This window comes from Ruegeria sp. CDSA089, from assembly GCF_059612205.1.
The window spans coordinates 1-24,620 of record NZ_JBXWQD010000004.1; the positions used below are offsets into that span (position 1 = coordinate 1).

The window sequence follows — 24,620 nt, forward strand, 5'->3', positions numbered from 1 at the left end:
TAATCACGCGAACCGGATGAGCCAGATCCTCTCTTAGGTCAGACCGCCAACTGGCCCAAAACCTCTGATGACGGACAACCCAATGATATTTCGGTATGGATCGCTTGGTGACGAATGGCGGCATTGTTGCGAAGGACCGGCTTGGGCTGCCAACCAGCTAATCATGTAAGCTGTAGGGATAGGCAGCTCTGTGCCCTGAGGAGACATAGTTAACCTTCTGGTTGATTGGTGAAAAGCAGCCTTTCTGCTAAAATACAGCCGTGGAAAACGTGGGATGGGAGGAGAAATCATGTCTTGGAATGTTTCAGGTGAACTCGTCGAAACTTGCAATTGCAACATGCTTTGCCCATGCTGGTTCGGACAAGCTGACCTCATGCTCTTGGACCAAGGGTATTGCGCGACTTCCCTGTTGATACGCATTCGCGAGGGCTCTCATGAAGGCGTGGACCTTTCTGGCCAAAACGCGATTGTCTCATTGCATTTCCCCGGGCCGACACTGTTCGACGCCAACGGCACCGGGCGAGTGTACATTGACGAAAACGCCAGCGATGCGCAGGCGGCGGCATTGGAGACTATCTTGCGGGGTGCGTCCGGCGGCGGCATGGAGGTGCCGGCAAGCCTGTTGTCGACCTGGCTTCCGACCAAACGCGCCGGGATCAGCGTGACCGAGGCCGATGGCGAAATAACTGCAAGCGTGGCAGGTGTGGGCGAGATGAAATCCCGTCGTCTGGTCAATGACCTCGGCAACAAGATGAAACTGCAGAACGCCGCGTTCAGCCTGGCCTTCGGGCATGAAGGGCATGAAGGTGATCTGGCCCCCAGTGAAGGAACCACCTGGAACGACGCGGATATGCCCGTGACCTGGGCGGGCCGGTCGGGTGTGGTCGGACAAGTCGCTTGGGCCGGCTGAGGCCGGGCCGGATCGTCAGGCCGTCATAATGAATGCTGTAGGAGTTGCACGACGAGATCGGGCGCTGGTGCTGGCAGCGCTAGCCGCGCTCACGGCGCTGGCGTGGGCCTATACAATTTACCTCGGGCTTGGTTCGTCCTCGATGACGATGGTTGGCGACATGGCCATGCCGATGATGATGCAGTGGTCCGTCGCGGATTTTGTCTTCATGCTTGTCATGTGGGCGGTAATGATGTTCGCGATGATGCTGCCTTCAGTTACACCCGCCGTAATGATCTACGAGCGGGTCCGCGCGAAGCGGGAGGAGGCAGGGCGACCCTTCGTGCCAACGGGCAGCTTCGTGGCGGGGTATCTGTTGGTTTGGCTGGTATTCTCGCTGGCGGCGACGGTATTGAATTGGTGGCTGCACACGGGTGGCGAGCTTTCATCCATGATGGGGAGGGTTGCGCCGACTGTGGGCGGCGTGATGTTGATACTTGCCGGGTTGCATCAATGGACGCCACTCAAGAACGCTTGCCTAGAGCATTGCCGCTCGCCCATGAGTTTTCTGACGGCTCATTGGCACGAGGGAACCCTGGGTGCCGCGAAGATGGGGCTTCACCACGGGGCCTACTGTCTTGGCTGCTGCTGGATTCTGATGGTGCTGTTGTTTGTGTTGGGCGTCATGAACCTGCCGTGGGTTGCCGTACTTACAATCGTAGTGTTGGCGGAAAAGACGTTGCCATTCGGGCGGTTTCTGAGCCGAGGATTGGGCTTGGTTTTGATTGCCTGGGGCGGGTGGCTGATCACGATTGCCTGAGGAAACATTGGTGTATTCACAGGCTGGATAAAGGCCACCGCAGAGCGATCTTCAACACGTCACCGGACAAGCAATTTCTGCGGGAGTTTAAGTCCCGCTCCGAATCCTTTGCGGTCATTCGGCTTGACCTGACGCAAGCATTCAAGACAAGCGGCAAAGCAACGGCCGATCACAGGAAAAATCAGGCGGGGATACCTGCCTTTGCAAGCCCTGCAAGGTAAAGTTCCATTTGATCGTCCCGCTTCAGATAGAACAGCTTATTTTTTGCGAATGACCGCGAGAATTTCGGCTCTTCCACCATTAGGTTATGCACCATCTTGGCCAGATCTTTGTCCCGCCCGAGATTGGCAAGCGCCACGACTGCATGCGCGGTGGCCCAGTATTGGCAATTTGGCACATCGCGAGCCCGCTCTGCCCAGTCCAGAGCTTTCTCGAACTGGTGATCGAAAAGCAGAGTCAGCGCGCCATAGCTCAGAAAGGCCCAAAGCTGTGGATGGTTAGGGCTCATCTCCACGGCTTTCTCGAAATTGGCAATCGCCTCTTCGTATCGTCCCTCATAGGAAAGTGAGTCTCCCAATCCGCAATATGCTGGAGCCAGCGTCGGGTTCAATTTGATTGCAGTTTCATTCTCAGCCAGCGCGCTGCGGTATTCCCGGCGGGCCAGTTGGACTCTGCCCATCAGCATGTAGAGCAGCGCATTCTGGTTATCCATTGAAACGGCGGTGCGTGCGGCAGCCAGCGCTTCGTCCATAAGGGCAGAATCCGGTTCCGTGTCCCAATACACCATCCCGAGAATCGTGGCATAGGCCCACCAGGCATGTGCCTCGGGAAAACTGGGGTCCAGTTCGCGGCTTTGGAGAAACAACCTCTGAGCTTCACGGTTGCTTACGGCAGTAAACTTGTAAAAGTGCGCAAGCCCAAGATGATAGCAGTCCCAGGCATGGGGGTTTCGGCGCGGCGTATCTTCTAACTTGCGCCGGATCGCATTTCCGACCTCGGGTTCCAGTCTGCCAACAATTGTTTCCGTGATCTCGTCCTGAACATCGAAGATGTCTTCCAACTGACGGTCATATTTTTCCGCCCACACGTGGTTGCCAGTCGATGCGTCAATCAGCTGAACCGTGACTCGAATGCGCGCGCCCGCTTTCCTGACCGAGCCTTCGACAACGTAGTCGGCGTCCAAGTCATCGGCGAGCTGCCGAACATTCGGGGATTTTCCCTTGTAGGCAAAGGTCGTGTTGCGCGCGACGACCTCGAGCCAGTGGTGTTTCGACAGAGCCGTAATTATGTCTTCGGACAACCCGTCCGAAAAATATTCCTGTTCAGGGTCGCCTGAAATGTTGTCAAATGGTAATACGGCGATCGCAGTTCCGTCAGGGGACCCGGGCGGTTCAGAATCATAAAGCGGATCTACAGACTCGGCGTCCCCCCACCACCAGACTGGCACCGGTCGATCAATGTTCTTAAGCTCACGGTTTTCTCCGCCTTGGAACGCGCAAGCCGTTTTGCTGTCCAGGCATTCATAGGCGGAGCCGGAGATGAGAACCTGCCCGGCTTCGGCAAGCGCTTCCAAACGAGCGGCGACGTTAACGCCGTTACCAAATACATCATCCTCCTCGAAAACGACTTCACCTGTGTGTATCCCAATTCTCAACTTCAGTGTATTCTCGCTGGCCAAAGAGTTCTGAATGGCGACAGCACAGGTCACAGCGTCAGAGACTGATGGAAACTCGACTATCCAACCATCCCCCATGCATTTCACTAAATTGCCGCGATGCGCGACTACAGAAGGGTCAAAAAGCCCAGATCGAAGCTCTCGCAACGCACTGAGCGTTCCGCTTTGATCCGAGTTCATAAGGCGGGAATACCCAACCAAATCGGCTGCTAGTATGGCGGTCAGCCTGCGTTTCAGAGGTCATCCTCCTCCGAGCAAAGTGCAATTATCAAAGATTATCATGCGCAGGCTTGGAAAGAAACCGAAGGGCGACTTCGTCAGCAAGACGGCCGCCGGATGATTAAAGTTGCAGCGAAGGCATGAGCAAGGCCATTGGACGTCACAGTCGTGCCGAAGCGCATTAGCAGCGCAACAGCAGCGCTACTGGCCCACGCGTAACAAGCTGAATTGGAAGGACTGAGAGCTTCCCCAAGGAGTATGGTGTGTGTGCTTCCGATGCGTGACCAGGGAAATACGATCGCCTAATACCTCACATAGCCCCTCTGGATCATAGCGAACGATTGGCAAACCGCTGCACTTCTTTGGACCGTCGAGCGCAAACGTTGCGATAATCGCATGGCTACCTGGGAGAAGGCAGCGGTACAACTGGTCCCGGTAGGCGGAACGGTCGTCCGCATCGACAAGGAAATGAAATACGGCGCGATCGTGCCATAGATCATAGCTTCTCTCCGGGCTCCAGGTTGTGACATCGGCTGCGATCCATTCAATCTGCTCGCCTACGGCGCCAAGTTGTCCACGAGATCGATCAAGCGCAGCTTTGGATACATCGAGCACAGAAACGTCGCTCAGTCCTCTTTCGATCAGGCGTTCTGCGAAGTGTGAAGTGCCTCCGCCTATGTCTATCACAGAGGAGGCATTATCGACGCCGACCACGTCGCAGAGCTCCAACGAGATCGAGGGATCATCCTGATGCCAACTCAGCTGGGTATCGTCTTTCTCGCGGTAGACCTCCTCCCAGTGGCTCACTCTCTCGTCTGCCATGATGTCTCCACTTGATCCCGTCAGGTGGTGATCATGTAACTTTACGTCAATGACTGCAACGTCCCGCAAGGCAGACATTTAGTTGCGTTCAAGGAACATCTGCATCAAGCTGGCGGGATACTTTTTGACTGTAAAAGTTGTCTCCGTGTGGCTACGCGGAAATTTAGTAAACAGCAACTTACGATCAAGGATCATGGGCTCCAATTTAGCTGCCGCCTCGCAATACGGCCCCAAAATCTGCGAATCTAGGTACTAAAAACCAATTTAAAAGTTAGAGATTCAATGCTTGCACTGGACATTGCCTTTCTGAACAGGAAAGCATCTCAATAAATACTGTTTGCGAAAGCGGTCCTTGCTGTTGCAACTTCAAACACGGCCGGGCAAATGCATCCGGTGTCAGTAGAAAACAACATGGGGGGAACTTATGACGTATAAATCGATTGCCATTGCCGCATCCATCGGGATGCTGGCCACAGGCGCATTCGCTGAGACCAAGATCGGTATGATTACTACTCTGTCTGGTGGCGGAGCCGGCTTGGGGATCGATGTGCGCGACGGTTTCATGCTGGGCATCAAGCAATCCGGGCGGGATGACATCGAAGTTGTCATCGAAGATGATCAGCGAAAACCCGATGTCGCCGTGCAGCTTGCTGACAAGATGATCCAATCCGAGAAAGTGGATATCCTGACGGGCATTATCTGGTCGAACCTCGCAATGGCGGTTGTTCCAGCGGCAACGGCCCAAGGTAAGTTCTATTTGTCGCCGAACGCGGGACCGTCGGCGCTGGCCGGTCAGGGCTGTCATGAAAATTACTTCAACGTCGCCTGGCAGAACGACAACCTGCACGAAGCAGCCGGCGCCTATGCCAATACAGCAGGGTACGGCAACAGCTTCATCCTCGCCCCGAACTATCCGGCAGGTAAGGACGCATTGACTGGGTACAAGCGGTTCTTCCAAGGCAATCTTGCCGGTGAGATTTATACCGAGCTTGGCCAAACGGATTATGCGGCCGAGATTGCTCAAATCCGTGCGTCTGGCGCAGACAGTGTCTTTTTCTTCCTTCCCGGTGGAATGGGGATTTCGTTTCTCAAGCAATACGCGGACAGCGGGGTTGATCTGCCCGTGGTGGGTCCGGCGTTTTCGTTTGATCAGGGCATTCTTCAAGCCGTCGGGCCCGCAGCACTTGGGATTGTTAATACCAGCCAATGGAACAAGGATATCAACAATCCAACAAATTCCGCATTCGTAGAAAGCTTTGTAGCCGAGTACGGGCGGCTTCCGTCTCTCTACGCAAGCCAGGGCTTTGACACGGCGCAGTTGATTGTTTCGGCGCTGGGATCGGCTGATGTCTCGGATCAAGACGCGTTCCGCGATGCATTGCGCGCCGCCGAGTTTGACAGCACGCGAGGCGACTTCGCATTTGGTCCAAACCACCATCCGATTCAGACTATCTATGCGCGCGAAGTCATTCAGGAAGGTGATGTATTCACCAACCGGATCATTGGTGTGGCGTTGGATAACCACTCGGACGCCTACGCGGCAGACTGTAAAATGTAATCGGAGGGCCGCGCCCAACTCCAGAGCGGCGGCCCGTTTTTGCTCGAACCGTGACTTTAATCCTTATTGCCGAGCAGATTCTGAATGGAATACAGTTCGGTTTCATGCTCTTTCTCATGGCAGCCGGCTTGACGCTGATCTTCGGCGTGATGGGCCTGATTAATCTTGCGCACGGATCGCTCTACATGGTCGGTGCTTTTGCGGCTGCGGCGGCCGCTGCGGCGACGGGGTCTTTCCTAGTGGCTGTTGCAGCCGCCATTGCTGCGGCGGCTATGGCCGGGGTCATCGTCGAATTGGCAGTCATTCGTCGGCTCTATGTCCGCGATCATCTCGAGCAAGTGCTTGCGACTTTTGCGCTGATACTGATTTTCTCCGAGGGGACGCGATGGATCTTCGGTTCATTCCCGCTGTTTCTCGATATTCCGAGCTATCTGTCCGGTCCCGTTTCATTGCCAGGCGGCATTCAGTATCCGCTATATCGCCTCGTACTCATCCTTGTAGGGCTTTTGGTGGCGGTTGGACTGTGGCTTTTCATCTCACGGACCCGCATTGGCATTCAGATTCGTGCCGGAGAAAATGACCGCGAAATGATTGCAGCACTCGGCGTTGATATTGGCAGCTTGTACACGTTTGTCTTCGCGCTCGGAGCGGCGCTCGCCGGATTAGCGGGCGCACTTGTAGGTGCCATCCAATCGGTCCAGATCGGAATGGGAGAGCCGATCCTGATCCTTGCTTTCGTCGTCATAGTGATCGGGGGCATCGGGTCCATTCGGGGGGCGCTTATCGGCAGTTTGCTGGTTGGACTGACCGATACCCTGGGCGGCATCTTCCTGCCAGAACTGTTCAAACTGCTCGTGGCGCCGGATGTTGCGACGTCGACTGGGTCGGCATTGGCTTCGATGTCAATTTACGTTCTTATGGCTGGCGTGCTGATCTGGAGACCCACCGGGTTGTTCGGGGCGCGCGCATGATCTCGGAAAAAGCACTAAACGCCATTCTCATGAGCCTGCTTTTTTGCGTGCCGCTTTGGGCTTGGGTCTCGGACGAACCCTTCACAATTACATTGGCGACCCGCGCGGTCATCTTCGCTCTGGCTGCGGTTGGTCTCAATGTCGCGCTTGGGCTAGGAGGACTCGTGAGCCTCGGACACGCGGTCTTCTTTGGGATTGGCGGCTATGCGATGGGTATTCTGGCGTTTCACGCGCAGACGTATTCGCCATTGATGGAATGGCCGTTCACGATTTCTGGAACCAAGCTCATGCCTGTGATCTGGTTGATGGCAATACTGTTTTCAGGTGCTGCCGCCTTTATTATCGGGCTTCTGTCGCTTCGAACTACCGGCGTTTATTTCATCATGATCACTCTGGCCTTCGGGCAGATGTTTTTTTTCTTCGCAATCAGCTGGCCCGCCTATGGCGGAGAAGACGGCCTTTCTATCTACATTCGAAATTCGTTCCCGGGGATGAACACGCTTGATCCCATTCAGTTCTTCGGAATCTGTTTTGCAATTCTGAGCCTAGTCCTTTTGCTAAACGTTCGGCTCGTAAAATCGCCCTTTGGGCTTGCGTTAAACGCTGCGCGGCAAAGTTCCGAGCGGGTGGAGGCCGTCGGGCTTGATCCGTTTCGGCTGAGACTCATCGCATTGGTGATTTCTGGCATGATCTGTGGGTTGGCGGGGGCGCTTTTTGCCGATCTTAATCGCTTCGTCAGTCCGACGATGTTCAGCTGGCAGATGTCGGGTGAACTGATCGTTTTCATAGTCCTCGGAGGGCTGGGCCGGACGTTTGGGCCGGTCGCGGGCGCGACTCTGTTCGTCGTACTCGAGCATGCGCTTGGAGGCATTGGCGAATACTTCCTATTCTTTCTTGGTTTGCTTTTGTTGGTGGTCGTCCTTTTCGCCCGCGGCGGCCTTTACGGCGTCATAACGGGAAGGGCCGACCGATGATGCGGCCCGTGTTGCAAGTTGAAGGTCTCACTCGACGCTTTGGCGCCCTGATTGCAAACGACGACGTGACGTTGGACCTGAGGCCCCGAGAAGTTCACGCCGTGATCGGCCCGAACGGGGCTGGTAAATCAACACTCATTGCTCAGATCTGCGGCGGCCTGAAGTCTGACGCGGGCTCGATTCGCCTTCTGGGCCAGGATATCACGCACGAGACTACGAAAAACCGGGCAAGGCTGGGGCTCGGACGCACCTTCCAGATTTCCTCTCTTGCGTCAGAGGACACCGTTTTGCAGAATGCCATGCTGGGCGCGCTTGGGGCCAAAAGCCGACCCTGGCAATTCTTCCTACCCGTTCTTGGCGACAAAAACCTGCGCGATCACGCAGAGAATGCTTTGCGTCGCGTGGACCTGATCGACTTTGCAGACAAGCGAACAGGTGAACTCAGCCATGGTCAGCGCCGCCAACTGGAAGTCGCAGTTGCGCTGACCCTTGAACCAAAGGTGTTCATACTGGACGAGCCAATGGCCGGTTTAAGCGCGGAAGGCACGCAGCTACTCACGGACCTGCTGCGCGACTTGCGAAATCAGGCCCCAATACTGCTTGTGGAACATGACATGGATGTCGTCTTCAAATTGGCTGACCGAATTACGGTTCTTGATTACGGGCGTGTGATTGCCACCGGTTCAGTCGAAGATATTCGCAAAAATCCAATAGTTCAGCGCGCTTATCTTGGAGAGAACCTATGAGCCTTCTTTCCATCTCCGGCCTAGTCGCAAGCTATGGCAAAAGCCAAGCCCTCTTTGGCGTTGATCTGACGATCGAAGCGGGCCAAGTCGTCGCTCTTATGGGGCGTAATGGCATGGGCAAGACAACCACCGTACGCGCTATTTGCAGAATGATCGGAAGCAAAGGCTCTATGGTTTTTGCCGGCACCGACATTCGCAGACTGGCGAGCCACCAAGTGGCAAGGTTGGGCATCGGCCTTGTCCCCGAAGGCCGACGCGCATTTCGCGATCTGACGGTGCGTGAGAATCTCATAGCTGTGTCCCGGCCTGGCCATTGGGATATAGACAAGGTCGTTGCGCTTTTCCCGCGTCTCAGCGAACGCGCCGACCAGCTTGCGGGCTCATTGTCAGGCGGGGAGCAGCAAATGCTGGTCATCGGGCGCGCGTTAGTTACCAATCCGCGCTTGCTCATTTTGGATGAGGCAACTGAGGGGCTTGCGCCAAACATCAGGCGTGAAATCTGGGTGACCGTGGAGCAATTAAAACGTGAATCTGGTCTTTCAATTCTGGTAATCGACAAATCGCTTAGCGAATTGCGAGCGGTCTGTGATCGAGCGACAATCCTTGAACGAGGCAGATCGATCTGGTCAGGCGCAATGGGCGATCTGGATAGTGAAGTCAGCCATCGGCATCTCGGCGTCTAGTTGGTACAAATACCCAAGCCTTGATGGCTAACACGCGGCCACCAAATCATTTTTGATGGCTCGACGCGAAATCAGAACAGTTGTCAAAAAGCGAACCGCATTACTTTCGTCGGGATGAGATGGCTGCTTTGTCCGCAGAGCGGTCATTGCTGCACCGTGCATCACTGTCGACAGTGCGCAGAATGCTGACTTTTCAAACTTCGGCGGACCATCATAGCAATCGTTTACCGAGACCTTTTGGAGCAACCGCTACTAGGAACCGGCTGGACAGGCTATTGATAATAACTTGCTGTCCTGTCGAAATCTCGCGCCAGTTGCAGGTCGCTTTGATTTCAAAGTCAGGCGATGGTCACTGTCCCGAATTGGTTTTCGCGATACTGCAAAGCAGATCGACATGTTTGTCCAACCATTCTTCGTTCAGCGCCTCGTGACGTATGAGCTTGCGGAAATAAGGTACTGCGACAGCTAGTTCTAAAAGCTGTTCAACCGGAACATCTGCGGCAATCTCACCTCGGTCTATTGCGGCTGCAAATACTGCTTCAACACTTGCGAACCTGTCTTTCATGAATTCAGTGATCACCAACCGCGCTTCTGCATCGGTGGACGCAGCAGCGACTACCTGAGGTGCAATTTGACCCCATGGTGTGTCATTCAAGGCTCCCATCAGTACGCTGAGTAACCAACGCAGGTCAGATCGCAGCGGGCCATCGGTTTTGGGCGGTATGTTCGGTGGTGTTGCGATGCGCCGGAATGCTGCATCACGCAGACTACGCGCATCTGGCCAGTGCCTGTAAAGAGTACTGCGCGAAATGCCCGTTGCCTTTGAAACTGCGCCATGAGTTACGTGCAGCACGCCTTCATCCATAAGTATCTTTTGCGCCGCATCAAGCGCCGCCTGTCGTGTGGCGATCAGCCTAGGATCTTCTTTCAATCACCTCTCCTATAGAACATTTTGTTGCATAGTAGAACTATTTGCTCTAAAAGCTTGGGCGGTCAAAACCTAAATCCCACAAACACGTCTTGTCAAAACGGGAGCGTATCAATGTTCAAAGTGGCAGCAACCCCGCTGGCGGTACTCTTATCGATGGGCGCGACAAACGCATTGTCCGAGAGTGGCACCTATGAGCTGGATCCTGGACATAGCCAGGTATTGTTCAGCTACGACCACATCGGTTTTTCAGAAACATTTGGAATGTTCTCAGGTTTTAGCGGTGAGATAGAGTTCAACGAAGATGATCCGTCATCATCATCTGTCTTAGTGTCTATGCCTGTAAAATCCATGATCACGGGCTGGGATGCCCGTTTGCAACACTTCATGTCCGATGACTTTTTTAGCGCGACTGACGGTGACGTGGTAACATTCGCCTCGACCAGCATTGAAGTCACCGGGGACAATACCGCGAATATTTCTGGCGACCTGACCATGAATGGCATCACCAAACCTGTTGTTTTGGAAACAACGCTTAACAAGTCAGCTCCATACCCGTTTGGCCCAAAAGAGGGCACGCCGACCCTAGGCCTGGCAGCCACGGCGACCATCGTGCGGTCTGAATTCGGACTTGGGGCATTTGCGCCAGCGGTGAGCGACGAGATAGAGCTCTTGATCAATATCGAAGCGTTAAAGGCTGAATGATGTGTGCAAGGGCACCGATACTGCGCTGAACGCTCATTCCTTGATTTTGGCGGATGGTCAACATGATGAATGAAATCCTGAGAGCATTGGCGGTTGCTGCAACGGCGGTGGCATTGACGTGCCCGTTGGCATCCGCACAAGAGCGCCCCTTGCCGGAGCGCACCTCACCCCGTCCTGAAACGACAAGCGGCGTACCGCATACTCAGATTGGTGTCGAAATTGATACCGACTTGGCCAAGCTATTGCTGGAGCGTGTTGCGCAACTCCCAGGGGTCACACTTGGCCCGACACGCATATCGCTACCCGGCGCGATTGGTTTTCAGCTTGATCCCGACATGCTGCTGTCTCAACCGAACTCTATCGTGGGTGGGTTTGAGTTTGCGCATATGCATCCTGATGGCAGCTTGCACGCGTCTCTGCATCCGGCAATCGCGCGACGGGCAATTGAGGCCGGCTGGGCCGTAGCTCACCCTTGGGCCAGGCAACGTCCTGGGTGGGGTGGCTTTGTCATGATATATACACCGACCACACCAGAAGAGTTGGATGTCGTCATCGATCTGGTAGAAAGCTCGTACACCTTCATCACCGGCAACACCTTGGGCTAAGCTCGAATTGCGCGAAAGTGTGCGGGGACGCCTGCTTCCTGTCAGAGAGCAGTTTCAGCCACCTAGTTTCTCGCAGTCATTTTTTTAAATAGTCGCCGTGGCGAAGCGCTCGATACCTTCAAGCCATTCACACTAATGGTAGCTGCCGTCCGCTTGTTAGATTTTGCAAAGCTCAGAGTCGAAGTTCCGCTTCGGGCTGCCGTCGGTCACAGATGAGAAGAACTACGGACTGACACCTTTAGAATTGATATTTCGAAGTGAACCTTAGTTAGCATCGCGAAATGCGTTAATCATTCACCTTAATTCTAGGTTTCGCCAGCCAGTAAGACATTTTGCTCGGCTGTGTGTTTCAACGCAAGTTTGGGAACTTGCAGGCTTTGCAAAATGTCCAGGCACAAGTTTTGGTCACAAAAATCTATTCGTCTGTTAATTTTGGTTCAGAGGAATTGGTTTAGCCATAAGGATCACATCGACTGATGAAGCGGAAAATTGCTGCGATCCTAAGCCTCGATGTCGTCGATTATACCAAGCGCATGTCAGAGGATGCTGAGACCACGCTGAACACTCTACAACGCATTTTGGACGATGTGATCAGACCATTGGTCCATGAAAACAAAGGACGAATATTCAAGCTGATGGGAGATGGTGCTTTGGTTGAGTTTGTTGCAGCCACAGATGCAATTAATGCTGCCAGCCAGATTTTCAATCAGATGAGAGATGAAGACGTAACACTTCGAGGAGGTCTCCACGTTGGTGACGTAATGCCAAATGGCACAGACTTGTTCGGAGAGGCCGTGAATGTTGCGTCGCGCCTTCAGTCCAGCGCGCATATTGGAAGTTGTCTCATCAGCAAGACAGCTGCTGAAGTTGCGGGAACTTCGCTGGCGGTTGCTTTGCGACCAGAAAGCTCGATACGGTTGAAGGGAATTCCAAATCCAGTGGAAGCCTACTCTATTGATTTAGATGGTGACAAAAGACGCGCAAAGAACAAGCTGCTGGCTAGCTCTCAAGACGTCCGCTTTGCAAAATCAAAAGACGGTACAACGCTTGCCTGGACATCCACTGGAAGTGGTAGAAAGTTGCTGGTCACACCAAACTGGCTTAGGCATCTGGAATACGATTGGACGATGAACACCATCGCCGGGTGGTTGCCGCTGCTTTCTGAAAATCACTGCCTTTATCGGTTTGATGGTAGAAACAATGGCTTGTCCCAGAGGGGCGTGCAGGATGTGTCTTTGAATCGGATCGTCGAAGATGTTGAGGCCGTACTGGACGCAGCCGGGATCGAAAAAGTTTCATTGTTTGGCGTTTCTTTTGGGGCAACCATTGCCGCGGCTTTTGCCGCAAATAATCCTGACCGTGTTTCGGGGTTGGTTCTACTAGGCGGATTTGCACAAGGAGTCGCGGTGCGTTCACAGCCCGGAATTGCCGCGCTTGGGCAAGCAATGATGGATATGAGTCTTGAAGGCTGGAACGATGAATACCCTTGTGCAAGAGACTTTATGGCGCAATCATTTGCTCCAACTGCAAGTCCGCATGACCAGCGCACTTATGCATAATTTATGAAAGTCGCAATGGACCATCAGGATTGGCTCAAGATTGGACCACTGGTCGCAGGGGTCGACGTAACCGATCTACTTCTGCGGATCACCTGTCCGGCTCTGGTTATGCACGCTAATCGAGACAGGATGCACAGTGTTGAACAAGGTAGGATTTTCGCCTCTGGCATCCAGAAGGCGCGCTTTATTGGCCTTGAGACAGCAAACAATACGATGCCAGAGTATGATCCTGCCTGGCCTAAAGCCCTAGTGGAAATAGAGTTTTTTTGAATTCAATTTGAGCAGTGTACGTTGTTCATCGCCAAAACTTTATTGTTCGAAGGTAAGTGGATGCCGTGCGCCCTTCGATTTTCGATACTGGAATTTAAAAACTCTAGGCTTCTTGTCATCGACCGCTTTGTCCTGATCTCGGAAATTGCAAAGTGTTGTTACGAATGTCCGGTTTGGGCAGACTGCGGTCCTTTGGAGTAAGAATGCGGATGGTTGCACAGTCCGCGTAGCAGTCATTCAAGCCGAGTGTTGCGAATAGCTGCTTTGAGCCCATTTTGACCGCTGCCGCGCGATGTCCCAATGACAGCAATGCGCAGAAAGCGGACTTTGCAAAGTGCAGCAGACTGTTCAAACCGGGCATTCCTTCCAATAGCAGCGTATACGGCTATGAGCAGGAAGCAGACTTCACTGTTGCGCACCAACAACTTGTGACCTGATTAAGCTTCTTCTGTATCGTTTGATTGATCTTCCTTGATCGGTAGGATGGGTAAACCTTCAAAACTAATCTGGGGTCAAAAATGTACAGGTATGTGCTGGGAACATTGGCTTTGTTTTGTGCAAGCTTACTTCATGCCGCCGGTATGGAACGATGGGGTGAATCCGGGGACTGGACAATCCTGATTGATCCCGAAAAGGGAAACGGCTGTCTCGCGTGGAAGCCCTTTGAAAATGACATGACCGTAGAAATCGGCGCAGCACCCAATCAGGCCGGCGGCTTTTTTGCCGCTTTTAATCCGGCCTGGGTTCATATCGAGGACGGTGCGACGGGCATCGTAAGGTTCGACTTTGGTGATGCGAAATTCGAAGGAGAAGCCGTGGGTGTCTACAAGAATGGAGTTCCCGGTGGCTACGCCTTTTTCGACAACCCGGCGTTTGTAACCGAGTTTGGAAAACGCCAGAGTGTTACGATTATTGGTGAAAGTGGGGCCGAGGTTGAACTCGATCTCAGCGGGTCTGCCAAAGCCATTGAGGCCGTTCTGACGTGTCAGGCCGAACAGCCGGAACCACTGAAAAACTAGGTAGCGTCCAATTATTGCAATTGATTGATGTCCGGCACACAAGGTTGCCTGTCGACAGGCATAGCATCAGCGCCTTCCGAAGCCTTGTTTCTGGACCCGCCCACATCTAGCTTGAACTTTGGCGACGAAAGCTGGCCAGTCACGTCAAAGGGCCAGGCGCTTCGGGATAGGGGTTTGCCGACGCGCCGCGGCTCAGCTCTGATCGCAATGCTATCGTTCAGCCAATCCACTTGTCCCCTGGCCACCAATTGAACTGATCCTGTTTCAATGACGATAGAGTTTGAACTGACCCGCCCAGCCTGAATATCAACCGGTGCAACCACGCAAGTGATATCGGTGTAACCTTGTCTGAACTCTTCTGAAAACAGCCACGGGAATATACCCAGCCCGGCCAACTCCAGCAGACTGGTGCTAATGTAACCTTGCGACATCGACAAAGACGCGTTGCCGCGCATCGAGTTGATGAAGGCCTTGCCCGAGGTGGTACTGCCAGAGACGTTAAAGTCACCGCTCAAACGGCCATAGGCATCAATACCTATTCCCAATTCATCAAGGATCTCACCGAACTCCCATCCTGAGGTCGATCCCGACAATGAAAGCCAATCAGGTGAGTCAATCAGATCCATGACCGCCCGCACGCTGAAGTTTCCGTCGCCATAAGTCATCTGAAGAGGTCCGAAATCCACGGTTCCTTCTTTGGCAGACAATTGGCTGGAAACTGATGTTATGCCTTGCTGGCCAACAATCTCCTTGAATTCGATCTGCACCTCGACGTCAGCTTCTCGTAGCACGCGTTGCACATCCAGAAGATCGGAAGGCTTCCCTTTTTCCTTTGGCAACACCAGGGGCTGAACGTCTGTTTCCTTCGGCAAAACCAAAGGCTGAACTTCGGCTTCAGGTTCTTTTGATGCTTCGCCTACCAGGCCTTTCAGTTGGTCCAGCACGGCGGTCAGGCTCTTAAGGTCGTTGAGATCGAGCGTCTCGCTCGTAATGTTGCCACGGACGACGGATGCACCTTCGGGAAACCGCGCATCCAAAGCCGCCAGAAGATCGGAAGACCCGGCTTTGAACCGGATTGCGGCATCAAAGTCTTCGCCCTGCCTGGAGGTTTCAGCATCGATAGCTAACGCTCCGATTTCGACAGGTTGCAAGTTGAGCGCGGTCAGAAACTGGGCACCGTCGTCGACATCCAGTTCCACGTCGAAATCGAGACCGGCTAGCCCTTTTAGCTCATTGACAGAAAGTGCGAGATCGAGTGCCCAGAGATCGGTGTCGTAAGTAGTCGCGTTAAATCTGTTGAGTGAAACCGGCCCGCCCGCATTGGATATGTTGAAATCTGCTTTGATGCCGCCGAACTGGTCAACATAATCTTCATCGAGGTTGGGCAAAATCAACTTGGCGGGCCCTTTTAGCAAACCATCGAAAGTCACGTCCTGAAGCTGAAGCAGATCGAGGATTTCACCTTCGGCTTTCAGGACAGGCTCGTCAATTGGCCCGGCTTGTAGCGCGATTCCCAGCATGGCGAGCCGGCCATCTGGCATGCGGCGAATGCTTTCGATTGAGGCTGGGCCGATTACGTCTAACCCCTGGTCGAACGCATTGGTCTGGAACAGCAACTTCTCGAATTCGAAGGAAGCCAGGGATCCGACCATATGCATTTCAAAGCCAGTAAACTTCAGTTCTTGGATACTTTTTGCTGCTGGCGGCGGCTGTCCTTCCGGATGAAGCCGTGCGTTGAAAAGCAGATCAACGCCCTGAGCGGTGTAGAGGTCATCTATTGAACCTTCAGCTTCGAGTTTTTGTCCATCCTCCAGGCTTACGGTAGTTGTAAACGCCTCGATCTTCAGGGCGTCCTGAGACACGAGCTCAGCCTGCAACTGGCCATTCCCTTCCAAAACGCGTTCCAACCCAATGACATCTAGAAAATCACCGAATTCACCGGTGTCCATCTCCAACACAGCTCGATAGCCACCACCTTCGTCTTCCGTGAAGGGCTCGCCATCATAGCTCACGGTCATTTCTCCAAAACTCGCTCGCGTCTTAAATGGCGCGTCATGGGGGTAGTCGCCTTCGATTTCGAAACCCTGACCGTTAACGGAGCCGGAACCAGAGACCTTTGTTCTTTGTCCATTATCTACTTGTTCGAGCGCGAGTGACTGAAGGTCAAACACAAACGAGAAGCCCGAGACCTTGTCGTCGATGTTTAACCCGATTGACGTGAAACTGACGTTCTTGTCGCTCAGGAAGTTCAAGATCCCACTGCTTTCGGTGTCGCTTTCATCGATACTATCAACGCTAGCGACGTCTTTTTGATCATCCGCTGATACAGGTTCCTCGGACACGGGCCTGGGTGTTGGCCTGCCTTTTCGCCAACTTGTCGTGCCGTCTGCGGCTGTAAGAAGATTTGCTTGGAGCCCTTTCACGACGAGGTTGTCAAAATACAGACGACCGTTGGTCAAGGCGACAATGTCCAGCTCCAGTTCCAGCAGGTTCAACTCTACAAGAGGTGACTCTGGCATTGTCTGGCTCGGGATAACCACGCCACCGACGTGAATGTAACTCGTGCGGCCAAGCGCGACGCTTACATCATCGTTGACAAGAAGTGGCCGACCAATTTGTTCCGAAAGAACTCTTTCCACAAGGCCGCGCCGCGTGTCCGAGAACATCGGAGCGGCAAGCAACAACCAGACAAAAGCGACGGCAGCGAAGGCTAGAAATGCAACAAGCCCAACTATTCTTACGAGCCAAACCCTCATGTGCTCCCCTATTGCAGCTCACACTGCTTCGAATTTCCGCCAATTGGAAGTCACCAATCCTACTGGCAATTTAGCACACTCAGAATTGCGTATCTCTTTGAGAATGACGTGTTCATCGGTCCAAAGCTTCAAGTATTCGAGCATCTCGTTCGTATGGATCCTCACGAAAATGTACGGCCCCATCTTCGACCCACGCAGTCCAATAGGTCAAAAGGACCGGCATGGGCTCGGGTAGGTTAACTCGCGTTGTCTTCCCGCTATCGAGAATGGATTGCATCTTTTGCCGGCTCCAGCCCGGCTCTCCCTCCATCAAAAGGCTGGCAAATTCGAACGGATACTCAAGACGCACGCAGCCGGAACTTAGGTTCCGCTCATTTCGGTCGAAAAGGCTGCGGTCGTTGGTATCATGCAAGTACACTGCGTATTTATTGGGAAACATGAACTTGACTAAACCTAACGCATTGTCTGGGCCCGGCTGCTGAACCAAAGTGACGCCGGGATTCTTTGCCCCCCAGTTCACAGCGTTGGCAGGAATTGTGTGACCGTCTTTGTTCCGAACTAAGTAGTTGTTGCGCGCCAGATAGGCAGGATCCTTGCGGATGCGCGAAAGCTTGTCTTTCCGAAAAATCGAGGCGGGAACGGTCCAAGTCGGATTGAATTCCATGTATTCAATCTCATCTCGGAACACTGGGGTTTTGCGGTAGGCTGAACCTGTGATTGATCGGGTGGTCCAAAGCGTCCCGCCAGATGTGACCAAGTAAGTACGAGCGCCTGCAATATTTACCAGCACGAACTCTTCGTCGATTTCCCGCATGAGCCAACGGCCTCGTTCCAGGCTGAGGCGCAACTTGTTTATGCGATCTTCGACAGGTTTGTTGAGAGACGCGAAAGTCTTACCACCAACGACGCCATCTGCTTCCAAGCCATGACGATTTTGAAAGGATTTAACCAACTGCACCAAGTAATCGTCATAAACCCAAGCTGGATCTATGCCGTTTTGCCTGATTTCTGGAAATTCATTTGTTCCATCGTAGCCTTCTGTCGCTAGCCTTTTTCGCAGTTCGGCGACGGCAGGATCCACCATTTCCGGCTTCAGAACTGTTTCTTCGGGGACTTTGTTCCAGCCTCCCTTTGATGCAATAGCTCTGTATTTGCGCAATGCATCAACGAGCATCGTATATTGCGCATTGTCGATATCGATGCGTTCAATCAAAGCGCTGAAGCCTTCACCTTGAAGAAATTGGTTCAATACAATGGAAGGGTCTTGTTGAATTACTGGTTTTGAGAAGTTCCAATCGTCGTCCAATGCGTTTGGATCGACTTTTCCAAAAACCAAATGATGCACGAGTTTTACTGCGGCGTCGGTTGCCAAAATGTCGAACAGGGCTTTATTTGAGGCATCGCCAGCCTGTGAGTCTTTGAAAGCGGATCGAAGCTCTTCTAGCTTGAAATCACTCGGCGTAAAGCCCTGATCAATTGCTCCATCCAACTCCTGAAATAGTTCGTCGACCAATTCAAAACTTGTCCAAGCTGGCGCAAATTCTCTGTCTGTATAGAAACGAGGCACAAGGATTCCTGCGTCCAAACTCTTACTGTTAGAAAGTGTGCCACTCGCATTCGTATTTGACCGTAGCAGCGCTTCTATCTGCTCCGAGACTTGGTCTGCTGCGCCTAAATTGGGGCATGTCATCAGCGTTGCAGTCAGTACAGTTGTTACCGCTGATCTAAGAACTTTCACCGTCCCCTCCTAAACAGCCAATCTATATGTGGGTGCTTTGAAAAAGGATACTCCAACATTTTGTATAATCAAATCGTAGTTTGTTGTTGTCAGGTTTTGCTGGCAAAGCGGACATACTTCACGGGCAAATCATCGACCATCTAGGTCGTGCCTTAACCGGCAAGGCGACGATCCAAACCAACGGCGACACGTTCGTGTAAACGCACTTAGGTTTTTGTAGCCCAAGTTCTTTCCAATCTTTGTTATGGAAAGGCGCCCCTCGGTCAACCATTGCTCCGCCTGACGCATTTTCGCGCTGCCTACGAGTTCTGCCCTGTGGTGTCGTGTCTTGTAAGTTCTCTTTGCAGCGTTTTAGAATGCAAACCGATGAATTTTGCAAACCCGTCCAAGCCGGGCCATGCGGAGTAGTCAATCACAGAGAATAAGTAGGCCAAGTCGAGCACTTTTTGAATGGGACTGTCCGCTTCCGTCGCCTCGTTTCGTTCAAATTTTGATTGCTGCATCAACCAAAACGCGGGGAACGACATACTAACCTATTATTGCGTTCTGTTGTCTTGGGTTTTTTTGGCTAAATGGCGAAGTCGAATGAACACTGAACGGACGGCGGCAAATATGTAATCGCACTGCTGGCTGCGACCGAATGCACAATCAGATCCGATTTGGCGAAGGTCAGGCATTTGAGAACTAGGGGTTGGCATGTGTTTGTTCCTTGTGTGACGTGAACACTGTGCCTTCGCAGGCGGGCGAATACTTGAAGAGAGCATCCAGATTTTCTTGAGAAAAATTAGGCCTTCTCGGATTGCCCACATTGAGTCATGCTTAGTCTATGAAGGTCACTTTCGGAGATTGCGCGGTCGATACTGATCGGCAGATGTTTTGGAAGTCAGGTAAATCCGTACGTCTTGAGCCGCAGGTTTTCGGCGTGTTGGAATACTTCTTGCGGAATCCAGAAATAGTAGTCTCGCGCGACGATCTTGTCGAAAATGTCTGGGATGGCAGGATTGTCTCAGATTCAACTATTTCAACCAGGATCAATGCGGTCAGACGGGCCATCGGCGACAACGATCGTGCGAACCGCATGCTCGAAACGCTGAGTAAGCGGGGGTATCGGTTCTCTGTTGAAGTCTCCAGCGTCGCGCGGACAAGCCCTGATACACCTAAACCACGCTCTGATCGCCAGATCAGCAAAGTTGCTCGATCCGCGGATGGCACTGTCATCGCCTACGCTACTAGCGGCGAAGGTCCACCTTTGATGAGGGCTGGGCAATTCCTGACGCATCTGAATATGGATTGGGAGAGTGAAGTCAGGCGACCGACGCTTGATCGCCTTGGCGCACATTTTTCTCTTACGCGATACGATCAAAGGGGCACCGGGCTTTCGGGAGCCTCCGCGACGGACTTCGCGCTTGAACGGCTGGTCGAGGACATGCTTGCTGTGGCCGAAGACGCTGGACTCGAACGCTTTCCGATCTGGGCGACTTCACAGGGGGTGCCTGTGTCGCTGGCATTCGCGGCCGCCTATCCTGAGCGCGTAAGCCGAATGGTTCTGTACGGTGGTTTTGTTCAGGGCCGCGCTGTCCGTGAGCCCGAACCCAACTCTGTTCAGGCGGATACCTTTCTTGACCTCATATCAGAAGGTTGGGGCAAGCCAAGCGGTGCATTTGGCAAGGCTTATGCGACGTTATTTATGCCCGAAGCATCGGCGGTACAGATTGATGACATGTGCAAGATGCAGTTGGCCTCTGCATCACCGGACACAGCGATCGAACTCAGGCGTTCGATAGACACCTTCGACGTATCAAACATCCTCGACCAAGTACGGGTGCCGGTCCTTGTAGTTCACACAACTGAAGACTCCGTCAATCCAGTAAGCCAATCTAGCTTGCTGGCCTCTTTGCTGCGAGATGCACAGTTGAGAATCGTGGAAGGTAGAAATCACGTACCTCTGCCAGGAACAGACGCATGGGAAACGATTATGCATGTATCGCTCGATTTCCTAAGGTCTGCTTAGTCCGCTTAGCAGACATTGAACGGAATCCTATGAATATCCACGTCAAGCCCAAAGCGACCATTGCTGAACCACGAGCCAAGGTCGGCTTGTCGGTAAGTAGGCAGAGACCAATGTATGACCTATGCCTCATCCCCTTTTGGGAAGGCTGATTTTCGCCGCCCTTCGACGCCCAGATTGAACCAATAATGCTAAGAGCCTTGGGGCGCCGGAAGCGGTGGGACGAGTTGTTTCATGGGTGGCGATATAACAATCACAAGATACGCCTGATGAAGCCGCGCTGTGGACACCTATTCTTCGATAATTCCCACAGTAAGACCTTCCGTGAATCTTAGAGCTACTCTGTCTCCCGGGCTAAGTTGCTCAACAAACTCACGGCCAACTTCTGTTTCAACCTCGATCATTTGTTCTGTGCCGCTGCTGTCCGTCACAGTAGCGATTGAATTCGCGGCGTCGAAGGAAACAAAAGTCAGAATTAACGTGACCATCGTTCCAGCGGCTACGCCCGGTGTTGATCCCTCTGCCGCCCGGCCTTCCAATTCAACCATACTGTCGACCTCGCCAGGGAATGCCATATTTGCAGCTACCCCCAGTGTGTAAACCGCTTTGACCTTGTCGCCTTCTTCAATTTGGTCGAAGTTTACGACTTCCGCTCCTGCAACAATGGTCTCTTCTTCGCCTGTCTCTGAGTTTTGCAGCACTATAAGCCGAGTGTCCGGGTCAACCGACTTAACTGTCGCATCGGCTTCGATGGTCACGCTGCGCTCAGCTGTTTGAGCAAAACTGAACGCAGGCATAATCAAGAAAAATGCAGAAACAAGAAGTTTAGTTAGCATGTCTTCTCCTAACGGGATTCATGGTGGAAGTCTGCAATTCAGCACACAGTTTTGCAGGATTGCCAAACGTTGCCACACCGCTACGCAGTTTCAATGATGTTTGTCGGTCAGTGTCACCGAAGACTGAAGTGCTCGAGCATCAGATTTCCGCCGGATAGCACACACGCATTTTAGAGTGATTGAGCGGAGAACGCTTATTCGACGGTGGCGACGTCTGTTTGGTCCGCAGAGCAGAAATTCGCCCAAACTCTACGAGCGACCGCTTCGAGCCCAAAGCGAACTTAAACGCGCTCGCAAAAAATGAAGTGCGGCGATAGACATTCTCTTCAGCGGTCTAACCCATCACTAAATGCATTCACCGCCATCGATAACCAAGGCCTGCCCCGTCATAAAAGCGGATTCATCTGAAGCTAAATAGACGATCCCGTGGCCAATCTCTTCAACTGTCGCCCACCGACTCATAGGGATCGCCTGCTCGATGTAGCTTTCCAGTTTGGCACGGCCACCCATCTGCTTTTCGAAGCCTGCATTGAAAGAGGTGTCTACAAATCCTGGACAAAGGGCATTAAAACGGATTGCGTGGACAGCGTAGTCGGCTGCCATCTGCCGGACCATCGCAACAGCTGCGTGCTTTGTAGTCGCATATGCAATCATACCCCGGTCGTATTGAACCCCAGAATTGGAGGCCGTGACGATCACGCTGCCTCCACCTTGTGATTTCATATGGGGGACGGCCGCACGCGCGGCAATGAAGTGAGCGCGGACATTCAATGCCCAAGAAGCATCCATTCCATCTGGTTCTACTTCTTCCAGCGTTCCTTCGATCTGCAACCCAGCATGAGAGTGCAACACGTCGAGCCGACCGAAGTTTTTTACTGCTTCGTCTATGGTTTTGGTAAGGGCATCGTCATCGGTTACATCAAGCTGTATGGCAGATGCTTGATTTCCCTGCGCAACGATCGCGGCCACTGTGGCTTCAGCAAGTGTTGCATCGCGATCCGTTACCATTACATGCGCACCCTCTTGTGCCATCGCCATTGAACCCGCCCGACCAATTCCTGATCCCGCGCCCGTCACGAGCGCGACTTTACCTGCAAGCCGCATGTCACTAGGCTCCTTTATTTAACTATTCGATTTTGAGGCGCCTTGGCGCAAAAGCAGTTGCGCTGCAACGAGCAACAAGAGCGACGCGCCCATAACCATAGTGCCGATGGCATTGATCTCGGGCGTTACGCCACGCCGGATGGATGAGAATATGTAGATTGGCAGGGTTGTTTCTGAGCCAGCTACGAAAAACGCGATGATGAAATCATCAAATGAGAAAGTGAAGCTGAGCAGGAAGCCCGCCAAAATTGCCGGTGCTATCAACGGCAGTGTCACCTGCCGAAAGGTGCCCCAGGGCGTCGCAAAGAGGTCCGCCGAAGCTTCCATCAGGGCACGGTCCATACCCGATAGCCTTGCACGTACGATGATTATGACCAGCGCCATTGTGAACATGGTGTGTGCGGCGACAAGCGTGGGCATCCCCATGGAAAGTTGCGGGGGATTTGCTCCATCGGGCCATAGGCTCGCGAGAAGCGGGTTTAGCCAGCCGAATACGGTAACTAGGGCAATGAGTGTCGCGATACCGATGACGATACCGGGTATCATTATCGCAACGTAAATCATCCCATCGAACAAAGTTCGGAGCCATCCCTTAACCCCTTGTAAAGCGATGGCCGCCATGGTTCCGAGAGTTGATGCAAGGCAAGCAGTTATGAATGCCGCAAGCAGACTGGTCTCGAGCGCGTCCATAACAAATGGGTTGTTGAGCGCCTTGCCATACCATTGGGTCGAGAAACCCATGAACTGGCTTGCGTGTCGCCCGGCATTGAAGCTGAAAAGCGCGATGATGCCGATTGGAATATATAGAAAAAGGTAGACGCAAATTGCGTATAAGCGCATCGGATCCTCACATCAGCGAGACATCTTCGCGCTGGCCACCCAGGCGCGAGATGAATTTCATGTAAATTGAGACAGTGACAAGCATTACGACAACCAGGGTCATTGCGACCGCCGATCCATACGCCCAGTTCCGAGACTGCAGGAACAGGTCCACTAACGCATTTCCGACGAAAAAGACCTTTCCGCCGCCCAAGATCGCTGGGATCAGAAATTCGCCCATCAGCAAGATGAAGACCAGCATGCAGCCAGTTGCGATACCAGGTACCGACAAAGGAAGTGTCACCTGACGGAACGTACGCCATGGGGTAGATCCGAGATCAGCCGATGCTTCCAGAAGGCGTTTATCCAGTTTGTCCAAACTTACAAAAATCGGGAAAACCATCAAAGGTAGATACCCATAGACAATACCGACAAGCACAGCGAACGGCGTATTTATCAGGCGGATATCATCTATGCCAATCGACTCCAGTAAAGCGGGCAAGCCACGCCCCCCAAGGATGAAAATCCAAGCGTATGACCGGATCAGGATCGATGTCCAGAACGGCACGATCACTAGGATCAACAGCGAAGTTCTCCACTTTGGTGAACAACGCACTGCAAGAAAGTAGGCGAGCGGGTAGGCAATTACCAACGCAGCGATAGTCCCCAGAGGTGCAAGGATCAAAGTGTTCTTAAACGCCGTCCATCGCGCAGGAAGGTTGGCATATTGTTCCAACGTGAACGCTGGAACGTAGCCTCCGGCGGCACCCCGTTCGCCAAAGGAAAAGACGAAGACGACCAGCAGAGGAAGGGCTAGCATTACCAAAAGCCATATTCCTGCTGGAGCCAGCAACAGTGCTTTTCTGCCTCGTTCGGTCATTTTGTCCTCGTCTTTCCGATATTGGCGGCCTTGCCG

At 53.0% G+C, this 24,620-nt stretch carries 21 protein-coding genes and 1 pseudogene; 12 read left to right on the forward strand and 10 right to left on the reverse strand.

Going from position 1 to position 24,620, the window contains the following annotated elements:
* Nucleotides 1-289 precede the first annotated feature (289 nt).
* Entirely contained in the window at nucleotides 290-910 is a 621-nt protein-coding gene (locus AC2FJ6_RS10995) for a DUF1326 domain-containing protein (protein WP_496669000.1), read from the forward strand.
* A gap of 28 nt (nucleotides 911-938) precedes the next feature.
* Entirely contained in the window at nucleotides 939-1,709 is a 771-nt protein-coding gene (locus tag AC2FJ6_RS11000) for a DUF2182 domain-containing protein (RefSeq protein WP_496669002.1), read from the forward strand.
* Nucleotides 1,710-1,890: 181 nt separating this feature from the next.
* Here AC2FJ6_RS11000 and AC2FJ6_RS11005 read toward each other — a convergent pair whose 3' ends face one another.
* Together AC2FJ6_RS11005 and AC2FJ6_RS11010 are read right to left on the reverse strand one after the other, a co-directional pair.
* Nucleotides 1,891-3,621: an adenylate/guanylate cyclase domain-containing protein gene (locus AC2FJ6_RS11005; RefSeq protein ID WP_496669241.1), complete on the reverse strand. Its 1,731-nt coding sequence runs from the start codon at nucleotides 3,619-3,621 to the stop codon at nucleotides 1,891-1,893.
* A 183-nt stretch (nucleotides 3,622-3,804) separates the two neighbouring features.
* Complete coding sequence (locus AC2FJ6_RS11010; protein ID WP_170558291.1) at nucleotides 3,805-4,425, reverse strand: class I SAM-dependent methyltransferase; 621 nt, start codon at nucleotides 4,423-4,425, stop codon at nucleotides 3,805-3,807.
* Nucleotides 4,426-4,849: 424 nt separating this feature from the next.
* Here AC2FJ6_RS11010 and AC2FJ6_RS11015 point away from each other — a divergent pair, with 424 nt between their 5' ends.
* The 5 genes from AC2FJ6_RS11015 to AC2FJ6_RS11035 are packed head-to-tail and all read left to right on the forward strand — an operon-like array spanning nucleotide 4,850 to nucleotide 9,357.
* Entirely contained in the window at nucleotides 4,850-5,983 is a 1,134-nt protein-coding gene (locus AC2FJ6_RS11015) for an ABC transporter substrate-binding protein (protein ID WP_170774081.1), read from the forward strand.
* A gap of 50 nt (nucleotides 5,984-6,033) precedes the next feature.
* On the forward strand, nucleotides 6,034-6,954 hold the full coding sequence (locus AC2FJ6_RS11020) for a branched-chain amino acid ABC transporter permease (protein ID WP_170774079.1): 921 nt from the start codon (nucleotides 6,034-6,036) through the stop codon (nucleotides 6,952-6,954).
* Nucleotides 6,951-7,928 (forward strand): branched-chain amino acid ABC transporter permease, encoded by a 978-nt coding sequence (locus tag AC2FJ6_RS11025; RefSeq protein ID WP_170774077.1) that lies wholly within the window; start codon nucleotides 6,951-6,953, stop codon nucleotides 7,926-7,928. Before AC2FJ6_RS11020 ends, AC2FJ6_RS11025 begins: the two co-directional genes overlap by 4 nt.
* On the forward strand, nucleotides 7,925-8,674 hold the full coding sequence (locus tag AC2FJ6_RS11030) for an ABC transporter ATP-binding protein (RefSeq protein ID WP_170787782.1): 750 nt from the start codon (nucleotides 7,925-7,927) through the stop codon (nucleotides 8,672-8,674). Before AC2FJ6_RS11025 ends, AC2FJ6_RS11030 begins: the two co-directional genes overlap by 4 nt.
* Nucleotides 8,671-9,357, forward strand: a complete 687-nt coding sequence (locus AC2FJ6_RS11035) for an ABC transporter ATP-binding protein (RefSeq protein WP_170774073.1) — start codon at nucleotides 8,671-8,673, stop codon at nucleotides 9,355-9,357. The genes AC2FJ6_RS11030 and AC2FJ6_RS11035 overlap by 4 nt, the downstream gene beginning before the upstream one ends.
* A 349-nt stretch (nucleotides 9,358-9,706) precedes the next feature.
* On the opposite strand, the gene AC2FJ6_RS11040 is transcribed toward AC2FJ6_RS11035, so the two are convergent.
* The gene (locus AC2FJ6_RS11040; protein ID WP_170774072.1) at nucleotides 9,707-10,288 is read right to left on the reverse strand and encodes a TetR/AcrR family transcriptional regulator; all 582 of its coding nucleotides are present in this window, start codon (nucleotides 10,286-10,288) and stop codon (nucleotides 9,707-9,709) included.
* Between the two features lie 111 nt (nucleotides 10,289-10,399).
* Between AC2FJ6_RS11040 and AC2FJ6_RS11045 the strand changes: the two genes are divergently transcribed.
* The 4 genes from AC2FJ6_RS11045 (at nucleotide 10,400) to AC2FJ6_RS11060 (ending at nucleotide 14,443) form a co-directional block, all read left to right on the forward strand.
* Nucleotides 10,400-10,990 (forward strand): YceI family protein, encoded by a 591-nt coding sequence (locus AC2FJ6_RS11045; protein ID WP_170774070.1) that lies wholly within the window; start codon nucleotides 10,400-10,402, stop codon nucleotides 10,988-10,990.
* Between the two features lie 62 nt (nucleotides 10,991-11,052).
* A complete protein-coding gene (locus AC2FJ6_RS11050; RefSeq protein ID WP_237216004.1) occupies nucleotides 11,053-11,595 on the forward strand; it encodes a luciferase domain-containing protein in 543 nt (180 codons plus the stop codon).
* 476 nt (nucleotides 11,596-12,071) lie between these two features.
* The gene (locus AC2FJ6_RS11055) at nucleotides 12,072-13,154 is read left to right on the forward strand and encodes an alpha/beta fold hydrolase (RefSeq protein WP_496669004.1); all 1,083 of its coding nucleotides are present in this window, start codon (nucleotides 12,072-12,074) and stop codon (nucleotides 13,152-13,154) included.
* A gap of 851 nt (nucleotides 13,155-14,005) precedes the next feature.
* Nucleotides 14,006-14,443: a hypothetical protein gene (locus AC2FJ6_RS11060; RefSeq protein ID WP_237217286.1), complete on the forward strand. Its 438-nt coding sequence runs from the start codon at nucleotides 14,006-14,008 to the stop codon at nucleotides 14,441-14,443.
* An 11-nt stretch (nucleotides 14,444-14,454) separates the two neighbouring features.
* On the opposite strand, the gene AC2FJ6_RS11065 is transcribed toward AC2FJ6_RS11060, so the two are convergent.
* The 3 genes and pseudogenes from AC2FJ6_RS11065 to AC2FJ6_RS11075 form a co-directional block, all read right to left on the reverse strand.
* Nucleotides 14,455-17,199 (reverse strand): AsmA family protein, encoded by a 2,745-nt coding sequence (locus AC2FJ6_RS11065; protein ID WP_170770720.1) that lies wholly within the window; start codon nucleotides 17,197-17,199, stop codon nucleotides 14,455-14,457.
* Between the two features lie 112 nt (nucleotides 17,200-17,311).
* Nucleotides 17,312-18,937 carry a L,D-transpeptidase family protein gene (locus AC2FJ6_RS11070; RefSeq protein WP_331252090.1) on the reverse strand — a complete coding sequence of 542 codons (1,626 nt, stop codon included), beginning with the start codon at nucleotides 18,935-18,937 and terminating at the stop codon, nucleotides 17,312-17,314.
* Between the two features lie 129 nt (nucleotides 18,938-19,066).
* Nucleotides 19,067-19,234, reverse strand: a pseudogene (locus AC2FJ6_RS11075) (helix-turn-helix domain-containing protein); the annotation flags it as partial.
* A gap of 529 nt (nucleotides 19,235-19,763) precedes the next feature.
* Here AC2FJ6_RS11075 and AC2FJ6_RS11080 point away from each other — a divergent pair.
* On the forward strand, nucleotides 19,764-20,948 hold the full coding sequence (locus tag AC2FJ6_RS11080; RefSeq protein ID WP_170770716.1) for an alpha/beta hydrolase: 1,185 nt from the start codon (nucleotides 19,764-19,766) through the stop codon (nucleotides 20,946-20,948).
* Between the two features lie 287 nt (nucleotides 20,949-21,235).
* Here the strand turns inward: AC2FJ6_RS11080 and AC2FJ6_RS11085 are convergent, their stop codons facing one another.
* From AC2FJ6_RS11085 to AC2FJ6_RS11100, 4 genes are all read right to left on the reverse strand, one after another.
* Nucleotides 21,236-21,781 carry a hypothetical protein gene (locus tag AC2FJ6_RS11085; protein WP_496669006.1) on the reverse strand — a complete coding sequence of 182 codons (546 nt, stop codon included), beginning with the start codon at nucleotides 21,779-21,781 and terminating at the stop codon, nucleotides 21,236-21,238.
* A gap of 345 nt (nucleotides 21,782-22,126) precedes the next feature.
* On the reverse strand, nucleotides 22,127-22,885 hold the full coding sequence (locus tag AC2FJ6_RS11090) for an SDR family NAD(P)-dependent oxidoreductase (protein ID WP_496669008.1): 759 nt from the start codon (nucleotides 22,883-22,885) through the stop codon (nucleotides 22,127-22,129).
* An 18-nt stretch (nucleotides 22,886-22,903) separates the two neighbouring features.
* Nucleotides 22,904-23,725 (reverse strand): ABC transporter permease, encoded by an 822-nt coding sequence (locus AC2FJ6_RS11095; RefSeq protein WP_170774018.1) that lies wholly within the window; start codon nucleotides 23,723-23,725, stop codon nucleotides 22,904-22,906.
* Nucleotides 23,726-23,732: 7 nt separating this feature from the next.
* Entirely contained in the window at nucleotides 23,733-24,584 is an 852-nt protein-coding gene (locus AC2FJ6_RS11100) for an ABC transporter permease (protein ID WP_093962199.1), read from the reverse strand.
* Nucleotides 24,585-24,620: the final 36 nt, after the last annotated feature.